This is a genomic window from Moraxella sp. K127 (assembly GCF_015223095.1).
In the GTDB taxonomy this organism is placed as follows: Bacteria; Pseudomonadota; Gammaproteobacteria; order Pseudomonadales; family Moraxellaceae; genus Moraxella.
Genome location: NZ_JADFBZ010000016.1, coordinates 40,151 through 49,331 on the forward strand (window position 1 = coordinate 40,151; position 9,181 = coordinate 49,331).

Below are 9,181 nucleotides of genomic sequence, written 5' to 3' on the forward strand. Positions count from 1 at the left end.
TTATTTTAAATTTATTTTAAAAACTATTTTCTCCGCCCTGCTCTAAATACAAAAGGGTCATCATAAAAGGCGGGGTCGGCATTATCCCAAAAATACGGCACGCCCAATATCGGCAAGGGATTTAATTGGCGTGGGGTAACATCATCTTTTAAAAAGTTATTTAAATGTTCTGATAATTGATTATCCAACATGGCTAATTGCTCGTTGAGTGATTTTTTAAAAAATGATGAATGAACTTTGATAATCACGGTATGGCTACATAAGGATTTGTAGGGGCTGATGAGTTGCTCCAATAACGCATGACCGAATATAAAGACTTTGGCTTTTTTATTGTTGTCATGATGATAGTCCGCCCAATATTCACGGTTATCCACCAAGCACGTTTGCCAATCAAAACCCACCAAGGCTTGCCCAATGGTAGTGCCAATCTCATCATCGGCGACAACAAGTATCGCCCCATTTTCATCAAATACGGTAATGGTATCTCGCACACGGTTACGTCCGTTGGCGGTGTGGTTGTCGCCCATGTGGGCGAGATGTTTGGCGTTCAATAGCGATTTGGTATGGGGAAAAACCGACCACACGCACGCCCCAAACCAGTCGTGTAGATTATCACGGGTTGGGATTTTGTGGTGTTGCCCGATGTGGGTTTCGTATGCTGTGCCGTGTTCTAGGTCGTTTTGGTGGGTAAAGGCGAGTGGGTAGTTTTGGTAATTTTTTAGGGTAATATCATTGTCGGCAAAATAACCATTTAACCACTCAAAAAGTGGCAGAGCAGGGCGGTCGGCAAATGCCTGATGAATGGACGCATAAGGGGCGAGCCAAGGGGCGGTCGGGTCAATGGTGGCAAAGTCGTGCAAAAAATTGTGTAACAAGTCGGACATGATGACATCAACAGGCGGTAAAATCATCGTGAGCATAGCATATTTTGTAAACTTTGGGTAGTCGGCTTTTGGGGGTAGGGCGTCATAAAAAACTTGCATATTTTCGCACTTGCGTTTAATATGGCGATTATTTATAAAGATGAGAGTATATGATGACCCTATCGCAAACATTTGCCCCTAAATTATCGCAAACATTTGCCCCTAAATTCATGGCGTTGGCACTGATTGGCACATTGGCATTGTCAGGCTGTTCGGTGTTTCGTGTGTATACCATTGACCTACCCCAAGGCACGCCCATCACGTCCGCTCAGGCATCGCAGGTGCAAGTGGGCATGACCGCCGACCAAGTGACTTATCTGCTGGGTAGCCCTGCCATGAAAGACACGCTAAACCCTGACCGCTTTGACTATCTGTATGACTACACCGCAGGCACAGACGGCAAGCGTGCCGACAAAAAAGACATCAAAAACGCCAGTCATTACCTGTCTATCTTTTTTGAAAATGGGCGTGTGGTGCGTATCGCAGGGCGTGAATCACTGCCAAGAAGAAATCAGTAATTAATTATTGTACCATCAGATAAAAATCAGGCAAAGCAGGGTGTTTTGCCTGATTTTTGGTGTGGTTTTTAAAATATCGTCATTCAACAATGCTATAACGGACGATAGCCGAGCTTTTTTAGGCGGACTTTGGATTTGGTTTTGCGTCTGGACATCGGGTCATAGGATAAAGGGCGATAAATCTCCACCCTATCGCCATCTGACAGCACTGTGTCTAGGCGTTTTTTTTGGCTGTATATGCCGACATACCACGCCTTGTGGCTAGGGTCGGCAGTCATGTGCGTGTCGCACCACGCCCCAAAGTCGATAAAATTCGGCAGGCTAAGCCAGCCTGCATGAACTAGGGCTTGGTATAGGGTTGTTCCGTGGGGCAGGATAAGTTCTTGATAGTAGTGCCTGTCCGCGTCTGCATACGCCAAAGCGATGTTTATTGTAGCCATTGCCCGACCCAGCCGATGAGTGCGATGATGATGGCAAGTGGCACGCCAATACGCACCAGCACTCGCCAGATGTTATAACGCCCTTCACTTTTAAAGTTAAAAGTTTTGCGTAAGTGGCTGATTTTCATCACAAAGCCAGAGAACACCGCCAAGATAACGACCGTCAAGAGACTGATGACGACCAGTGCCATTAGGGCGATGTTGGCAGGCAGGGCGGATAACAGCATGGCAAGCACGATACCAGCAGATACGCCCTTGATAAGTCCAAAGCGGATTTTGAGCTGACTGATGGCATAGTACACCAAGAAACTGGCGATGAACAGCATGCCCACACTCGTCACGGCAAAGGATGTTGGCGTGACAAAGGCACTGCCGACCATCAGAGCAAACGCCCCAAGCACAAGCTGAGTAAGCCAGATGGGTAATATCAATCCTGATAAGGGCTTTTTGTTGTTCTTATCCATGACTTGTCGGGTCATGTCCACGCCCAAGAACCAGTACAGACCTGTACCCACGCCCACCGAGAGTAATGCCAAAGAGACCGCCCTTGCCCACTCGCCAAGCGATACAGACGTGATGGTTGGCACACTCACACCGCTAGCTAGACCGCCATCAAAGAGTGAGATAAGCCCGCCGATAGTGACAATGATGACCCCGACCCCGAGCAGGCGAGTTTTGAGCAGGCTTAGGATGAGTGCTACTATCATCGCCCCTGCACTAAGCCCAACGCTTGGCACGCTAAGGTTGAGCTGGGGTAGATGCTGATGAAGTCCTGCTCCAATGCGTGCGGTCATGGTCGCACCAATGAGTAGTGAGACCAACACCGACAGCCCTGCAAAAGCTCGCCATGTCATCTTGGCATCGGCTTCACGGGTAAGCTTTTGCATGCCAAGCCACACGCCATCGCCACTGCGAGCAGATAGGGCAAGCTCGGCAAATAAGACAGGTAGACCCACCACAAGCATGGCAATCACCCACAACAGCCAAAAATCTAGCTCATGAGCCATGCTCGGGGCAATCTGATGGGCAAATAAGAGTGGTAAGGCACATGCCACAAAAAACACGGTATAACGAGATAACATAGCAAGCTCTGGTTGGGCGGTTAGGGATGGATAAGGGTAAGCAAAAACCAAATAGGGGCAAAATCAAGCAACGACAAAACCCCAATCAAGGGGTTTTATTACACACAAGTCTAAATCTGACAAATCAGTGAACGGCACTGATAAATTCAGATAGCATTTTGATGTCTTTATCAGACAGTTTGGCTGCCACGATTTGCATCATGCCTTTTTCGTCTTTTTTGGCAGAGTCGTTGGTACGAACCTGTTCTGCCATGAGACCTTCATCTTCACGACCTGCGGCACGGAACAGTTTTAGTTGAGTTGAGATATAGGTAGCATGCTGACCGCCAATGCGTGGGAACGCCGCCCAGTCATTGCCTGCCCCTTTGGGGTCATGGCACCCTGCACAAGGGATGATACCACGACTCTTGTCGCCACCTAGGTAGAGCTTTTGGGCGGTGGCGTTCGTGGCTTTGTTGCCATAGCCCGGTAGCCACGGGGCTTGACTGGCATAGTAGCCTGCTACGTTAGCAAGATCTTGTTGGGTAAGTCCTGCAAGTTGTGCCTGCATGATGCCATTTTTTCTGGCACCTGTTTTAAAATCGACCAGTTGTTTGTATAGGTATTTGATGTTTTGACCGCCCAAATTTGGCTGAGCTGGGGCAACCGAGACACCATTGGCACCGTGACAAGCGGCGCAGTTGGCATCTACAATGGCTTTACCTGCTTCGATGTCAAAGGCGGGAACAGTTGGAGCGGCAGTAGCGGTCAAGGCGACAAAACCAAAACCTGTGGCGAGCAACGTTTTGGCTAGCATGGCTTTGGCTGACAAATTCATGGCTTTCATAACAATTTCCTACTAACTTCGGGGCAATCCCCGTGTCTTGGGTTTTGTATCTTTTTATTTGGCTTTTAAAAGTCAAATGGGTAAATCTTGCTTATTATAGCAAGACTTCGCTAAATTTTCCTACAAAAATTGTGGTTTTGGCAACATTTTTTTGCAAAAAGATGAGATTTTAACAAAAAATTATCAAATCAAGCCATCATTATGAACTCATGATTGACAAAAGCCATAAAAATGGGGCATGTACCCAAAAGATGATGTTGCTGTTTGGGTAAACATGCCCCAGTTTTTTATTTTGCCATGTAGTCAATCAATGCCCGAAACTCATCATCGCTACATGTTTGGCACAAGCCCTTGGCGGGCATTTGAGGCATGCCTTTTTTGGTGTTTTTGACTAAGGTTTCCATGCCTTTTTGGGCTTTTAGCCTATCCCATGTGGCTTTGTCGCCTTTTTTGGGGGCGTTTAAGGCACCGCTATCGTGGCAGGTGGCACAGGTTTTCTGGTAAGTCGTGGCGACATCGGCATGGCTTACGCCTGTGGCGACTAGAGCAAGACTGGCAATGGCGATTTGTAATAATTTTGGCATAATGACTCCCACTAAGGGTAATTTGGGATAAATGTGAGAATGACTGTTTTCTCTTATGCTTTTATTATGCAAGTTTTTTGCCAAGTTGCAAGGGATATTTGGTAACTATGCCGAATGCGACTTATTTAGCCTTTGGGTTTTTATCGCTATTTTATGGCTTTCATGATACACTATTTTATCATTTTAGCAGTTATATTTACATCATGACCACCACCGACTACCAAAAAATCATTCGCCAAACCACCTTTTCGCTCTCCGCCCCTACGCTCAAACTTTGTCCGCCTGATACAGGCTTTGAAGTGGCGTTTGCAGGGCGGTCTAACGCAGGCAAATCGTCCGCCATTAACACCATCACTCACCAAAAACAGCTCGCCCGCTCGTCCAAAACCCCAGGGCGGACGCAGATGATTAACTTTTTTAATGTCGGCTCAGAACATAGTCGTATCGTGGATTTGCCCGGCTATGGCTATGCCCAAGTGCCAGAAGCGATGAAAATCAAATGGCAAAAAGAGCTTGAAAATTACCTTGTTCATCGTGAAAGTTTGACGGGGCTAATTTTGCTCACCGACATTCGCCACCCGTTGAAGTATTTTGATGAGCAAATGCTCCATTGGGCAAAGGACGGCGACTTGCCCGTTCATGTGTTACTCACCAAAGCGGATAAATTAAAACGTGGGGCTCAAAAAACCGCCCTTTTGCAAACCAAAAAACAACTGCAAGCCTTAGACTTGCCATTTTCCATTCAGCTGTTTTCGGCATTAAATAAAGAAGGGCTTGATGAATTGGCGGACGTATTGGGCAATTGGCTACATTTGGGCGAAACCTTAAATTTAGAAAATGCGGATTTTGATAATGAAAATTTGGCAAATGATAAATTGGATAATGCAGAATTAAATAATGATAATTAAAAATTTGTGAATTATTGTAGGGGAAAATCACATTCGCTCAAATAAAATTAACAACCATGATTTAAATTAAAAAGGCAAAAAATGACAGGCATTTTATATATCGTTGCCACCCCCATTGGCAATCTAAACGACATGACGGCAAGGGCGATTGACACCCTAAAATCCGTGGACGTGATAGCCTGCGAAGACACTCGCACCAGTGGCAAATTATTAAGTTTTTTTAATATATCCACGCCCACCACCGCCTATCATGAGCATAATGCCGACACGCAGACGGCACGGCTGATAGAGCGATTACAAGGCGGTCAATCGGTTGCCTTGATTTCGGACGCTGGTACACCGCTCATCTCCGACCCTGGTTATCGACTGGTGAAGGCGTGCCATGATGAGAGCATCACCGTTGTGCCGATTGTCGGGGCGTGTGCGGTCATTGGGGCGTTGTCTGTGGCGGGTTTGCCGTCTGATAAATTTAGCTTTGTGGGGTTTTTGCCCGCCAAACAACATGGACGCATAGAGAGCTTAAAGGCATATCAAGACCGTACTGAAACGCTGATTTTTTATGAAGCACCGCACCGAATTACAGATTGCCTATCCGACATGGCGGACGTGTTTGGCGGTGAGCGAGAAGCCACGCTGTGCCGTGAGATTAGCAAAACCTTTGAGACGATAAAAAAATTACCGCTGGCTGATTTATTAGAATTTGTAAAAAATGACTCCAACCAACAACGTGGCGAGATTGTGCTGGTTGTGGCAGGCAATACCCAAAAAGAACAAAAGGCGGATTATGATGAATGGCTACTTGCCATTGCCAAAGAATTACCACCAAAAAAAGCAAGTGCAATCGTGGCGGATGTATTGGGTATTAAAAAAAGTATGGTTTATGACAGACTACTCATATTAACACAAAAATAATTAAGACAAAATAAAACCCAATAAAAGTGATGTTTATTGGGTTTTAAATTAAGGCAATGCCATCACCGCACAATTACACAAATCATCACTATCAAATGCTGTCATTTGTCCTTGTGTGAGATTGGGCACAGGAAATAAACGCACCGTCAAAGGTTTATTGAGACGATATGCCATTGTGCCTGTATCACGCATGATATGTACGATTTTATCAAATGGCGTATTACCTTCAATTGGCACAGTATCAAGTCCAATACCACAAACACTACTAAATGTCAGCAATCCATGAATATCAAAATCACCCCTTTGTGTGCCAATCGCCAATCCTGTGTCCTCAGTAACAGCAAGCATAAGTCCGCTAAATCCCACCTGTGTAACCGCAATACTTTTAAATACTTTAGTTAATAATGCTGAAATCTCAACCGTACCAGATGCCCCAAAAAATGGCACGCCCAATAATTCATAAAGTTTTGTCATTGATGAGCAATTTTTTGATGGGGCAGCAGAAGTGTCAATGCCAATAAAACGATAATTATCTGTTAATGTGGTGTTATTGACAATGTCGTTGATTGGTAAAATATGCTGACTTAGGGCTTGGTGCATGGTTTGATATGCCAATTGCATAAAATCAGCGTGGCTTAATTGTGATTTTTCGTGTTGAATGTCATTTAAGGCAGAAACCAATAAATCAGGCGTTTCAAGTCCCACTACTAACACATTGCCTAATTCGTTACGATGATAACTGGCAGGAAAATAAGGAATGAAAGAATTGCAATTAAAATTGACGGTAAAATTAAAATTACCTTGTCCATTTGGGGTAATGTTGGCGATGTGATTAATGGCGTGAACGCTGTTCATGATTTTTTCATTGTCCAAAAACCCATGCTCATCAACATCAATATTCACACAAGCATTGCATAAATCGCCATAATCTTTAATCAGCTCTGGTAATAAAGCGATTTCTTTGGCGGTTTTAGCCTCACCAATGGCAAATCTTAGGCGTAAAGGATTGTCTTGATTGAGTTTATTTAAAATACTTGTCAAATCAGACAAATCTTGTTTGGCAAAATCAAAATTATCCGTATTGATGTATTCACCAAATGGGTTTGTAACCAAACGAAGGGATTGTACAATATAGCCATGCTCCATTAATTGATGGGCGACTTTTTGGCAATTGAGTTTGGCGACATTTAAAATATTTTCCCAATCATTTTTATCATCAGACAAACAAATAAAAGCGGTAACCGTACGAACTTTACATAAACTTTTATCATAGGTTTTTGACAGCATACCCATCATTTTCTCCTATAATGATATGATAAATTTTGGGGGTTTTTGATTATACAATATGAATATTTGTTTTGCAAGTTGCCAAATCATGATTAATTTTATCGAAAATCTAACCCAAATTTGCTAAAATATACCATTTAACAGGAGATACTCATGACTCTAAAAGTAACCCTAACCGACACCATCAAAACCGCCATGAAAGCCAAAAACATGGAGCAGGTTAAAGTGTTGCGGAACGTACAGGCTGTCATCAAACAAGTAGAGATTGATGGACAAACCGAGCTTGATGACAAAGATGTATTGGCGATTTTACAAAAACAAATCAAACAACGCCAAGAGTCTTTGGGTATTTATACCGCCAATGGGCGTGATGATTTGGCACAAAAAGAGCAGTTTGAGATTGACGTGATTTCCGCCTTTTTGCCCGAGCAGTTGTCCGATGACAAGCTCATTGCTATCATCAATGAGACCATCAGCGAGCTTGGTGCGTCTGGCATGAAAGACATGGGGCGTGTGATGAACACCGTCAAAGACAAGACCGCAGGGCAAGCCGACCCTGCTGTCATCTCAGGACTTGTCAAAAAGGCATTGACCGCATGAGTACGAACGCCCAACATAATTTTGCTTTTGCCTCTGACAACTATTCAGGCGTACATCCTGCCATCATGGACGCACTTATTAGTGCCAATAACGGACATGACAAGGCATACGGTTACGATAGCCACAGCCAAGCTCTGGCGGAGCATATCAAACAAACCTTTGGCGAGCAGGCAGTTGGCTATCCTGTTTTTAACGGCACAGGGGCGAATGTTTTGGGATTGTCGGCGATATTACCACGATTTGGTGCGGTTATCTGCACCAATCACGCCCACATCAACAATGATGAAAGTATCGCTCCGCAGTATGTTGCAGGGATTAAGCTGTTGGTGATTGATAGTGATGATGGCAAGCTAGATCCCCAAAAAATCCGCCACTTTATTCGCCCATCCGAGCACCACCCACAGGCTCGTGCGGTCTATATTAGTCAAACCACTGAGCTTGGTACTTGTTATAGTCTTGATGAGCTTGCCAATATCCGCCAAGCTTGTGATGAGTTTGGGCTGTATCTCTACATTGACGGGGCAAGGCTGTCCAATGCCGCTGCCCACTTGGGTTGTCGTTTGGTGGACATTGCCCAGTTTGCTGATGTACTCTCGCTTGGTGGTACCAAAAATGGCATGATGATGGGCGAATGTTTGGTGTTTTTAAATCCCAAACTGGACAAGGATATTTTGCACTTACGCAAATCTAGCATGCAACTGGCATCAAAAATGCGGTTCATCTCAGCTCAATTTGTGGCGTGGTTTGAACAAGAACTGTGGCTGTCGCTTGCCAAACATAGTAACGACATGGCAAGCTATTTATACAGCCAAATCAAAGACTTAGACGGAGTTGTCATCACCCAAAAAGTCCAGAGCAATGCTGTGTTTGTCATATTGCCGCCCGATGTGGTTACAAAACTACACGATGACTTTCATTTTTATGATTGGAATGATGAAACGGGGGAGATACGCCTGATGATGAGTTTTGACACCACCAAAGAGCAAGTGGATGAGCTTGTGGAAAGAATTAAGGCGTATTTATAAGGTTAATTTATCTATCAAAAAGCATTGCTATATTGGCAATGCTTTTTTATCACCTTTAATAAATCATACTCTTTTA

11 protein-coding genes are annotated in these 9,181 nt (G+C 44.4%); 5 read left to right on the forward strand and 6 right to left on the reverse strand.

From position 1 onward, the window contains the following. Positions 1-23: 23 nt before the first annotated feature. Complete coding sequence (locus tag IM753_RS05105; RefSeq protein ID WP_227713077.1) at positions 24-983, reverse strand: DUF3025 domain-containing protein; 960 nt, start codon at positions 981-983, stop codon at positions 24-26. A 110-nt stretch (positions 984-1,093) separates the two neighbouring features. On the opposite strand from IM753_RS05105, the gene IM753_RS05110 reads away from it, so the two are divergent. Continuing rightward, positions 1,094-1,441: an outer membrane protein assembly factor BamE gene (locus tag IM753_RS05110; RefSeq protein WP_194108816.1), complete on the forward strand. Its 348-nt coding sequence runs from the start codon at positions 1,094-1,096 to the stop codon at positions 1,439-1,441. A 92-nt stretch (positions 1,442-1,533) separates the two neighbouring features. Here the strand turns inward: IM753_RS05110 and IM753_RS05115 are convergent, their stop codons facing one another. From IM753_RS05115 to IM753_RS05130, 4 genes are all read right to left on the reverse strand, one after another. Then, positions 1,534-1,881: an RnfH family protein gene (locus tag IM753_RS05115; protein WP_194108809.1), complete on the reverse strand. Its 348-nt coding sequence runs from the start codon at positions 1,879-1,881 to the stop codon at positions 1,534-1,536. Next, positions 1,869-2,963, reverse strand: a complete 1,095-nt coding sequence (locus IM753_RS05120) for a hypothetical protein (RefSeq protein WP_194108810.1) — start codon at positions 2,961-2,963, stop codon at positions 1,869-1,871. The genes IM753_RS05115 and IM753_RS05120 overlap by 13 nt, the downstream gene beginning before the upstream one ends. A gap of 124 nt (positions 2,964-3,087) precedes the next feature. After that, positions 3,088-3,780 (reverse strand): cytochrome c, encoded by a 693-nt coding sequence (locus IM753_RS05125; RefSeq protein ID WP_194108817.1) that lies wholly within the window; start codon positions 3,778-3,780, stop codon positions 3,088-3,090. Between the two features lie 296 nt (positions 3,781-4,076). Beyond that, positions 4,077-4,373, reverse strand: coding sequence for a cytochrome c5 family protein (locus IM753_RS05130; RefSeq protein WP_194108811.1), 297 nt, complete (start codon positions 4,371-4,373; stop codon positions 4,077-4,079). Positions 4,374-4,576: 203 nt separating this feature from the next. Here IM753_RS05130 and yihA point away from each other — a divergent pair, with 203 nt between their 5' ends. Continuing rightward, positions 4,577-5,281 carry a ribosome biogenesis GTP-binding protein YihA/YsxC gene (yihA, locus tag IM753_RS05135; RefSeq protein ID WP_194108812.1) on the forward strand — a complete coding sequence of 235 codons (705 nt, stop codon included), beginning with the start codon at positions 4,577-4,579 and terminating at the stop codon, positions 5,279-5,281. An 81-nt stretch (positions 5,282-5,362) separates the two neighbouring features. Continuing rightward, positions 5,363-6,193 carry a 16S rRNA (cytidine(1402)-2'-O)-methyltransferase gene (rsmI, locus tag IM753_RS05140; protein ID WP_194108813.1) on the forward strand — a complete coding sequence of 277 codons (831 nt, stop codon included), beginning with the start codon at positions 5,363-5,365 and terminating at the stop codon, positions 6,191-6,193. A gap of 48 nt (positions 6,194-6,241) precedes the next feature. Here rsmI and IM753_RS05145 read toward each other — a convergent pair whose 3' ends face one another. Then, positions 6,242-7,486, reverse strand: a complete 1,245-nt coding sequence (locus IM753_RS05145) for a DUF711 family protein (protein ID WP_227713078.1) — start codon at positions 7,484-7,486, stop codon at positions 6,242-6,244. A 147-nt stretch (positions 7,487-7,633) separates the two neighbouring features. On the opposite strand from IM753_RS05145, the gene IM753_RS05150 reads away from it, so the two are divergent. Then, on the forward strand, positions 7,634-8,080 hold the full coding sequence (locus IM753_RS05150; protein WP_079323874.1) for a GatB/YqeY domain-containing protein: 447 nt from the start codon (positions 7,634-7,636) through the stop codon (positions 8,078-8,080). Next, positions 8,077-9,105 (forward strand): low specificity L-threonine aldolase, encoded by a 1,029-nt coding sequence (locus tag IM753_RS05155; protein ID WP_194108814.1) that lies wholly within the window; start codon positions 8,077-8,079, stop codon positions 9,103-9,105. Before IM753_RS05150 ends, IM753_RS05155 begins: the two co-directional genes overlap by 4 nt. The last annotated feature ends 76 nt before the right edge of the window (positions 9,106-9,181 follow it).

Excerpts from the sequence above, each read along its gene's own strand:
- IM753_RS05115 (WP_194108809.1), bottom strand. The coding sequence starts at position 1,881 with ATGGCTACAATAAACATCGCTTTGGCGTATGCAGACGCGGACAGGCAC.
- IM753_RS05130 (WP_194108811.1), bottom strand. The coding sequence starts at position 4,373 with ATGCCAAAATTATTACAAATCGCCATTGCCAGTCTTGCTCTAGTCGCC.
- yihA (WP_194108812.1), top strand. The coding sequence starts at position 4,577 with ATGACCACCACCGACTACCAAAAAATCATTCGCCAAACCACCTTTTCG.
- IM753_RS05125 (WP_194108817.1), bottom strand. The coding sequence starts at position 3,780 with ATGAATTTGTCAGCCAAAGCCATGCTAGCCAAAACGTTGCTCGCCACA.
- IM753_RS05105 (WP_227713077.1), bottom strand. The coding sequence starts at position 983 with ATGCAAGTTTTTTATGACGCCCTACCCCCAAAAGCCGACTACCCAAAG.
- IM753_RS05145 (WP_227713078.1), bottom strand. The coding sequence starts at position 7,486 with ATGGGTATGCTGTCAAAAACCTATGATAAAAGTTTATGTAAAGTTCGT.
- IM753_RS05120 (WP_194108810.1), bottom strand. The coding sequence starts at position 2,963 with ATGTTATCTCGTTATACCGTGTTTTTTGTGGCATGTGCCTTACCACTC.
- IM753_RS05150 (WP_079323874.1), top strand. The coding sequence starts at position 7,634 with ATGACTCTAAAAGTAACCCTAACCGACACCATCAAAACCGCCATGAAA.
- IM753_RS05110 (WP_194108816.1), top strand. The coding sequence starts at position 1,094 with ATGGCGTTGGCACTGATTGGCACATTGGCATTGTCAGGCTGTTCGGTG.
- rsmI (WP_194108813.1), top strand. The coding sequence starts at position 5,363 with ATGACAGGCATTTTATATATCGTTGCCACCCCCATTGGCAATCTAAAC.
- IM753_RS05155 (WP_194108814.1), top strand. The coding sequence starts at position 8,077 with ATGAGTACGAACGCCCAACATAATTTTGCTTTTGCCTCTGACAACTAT.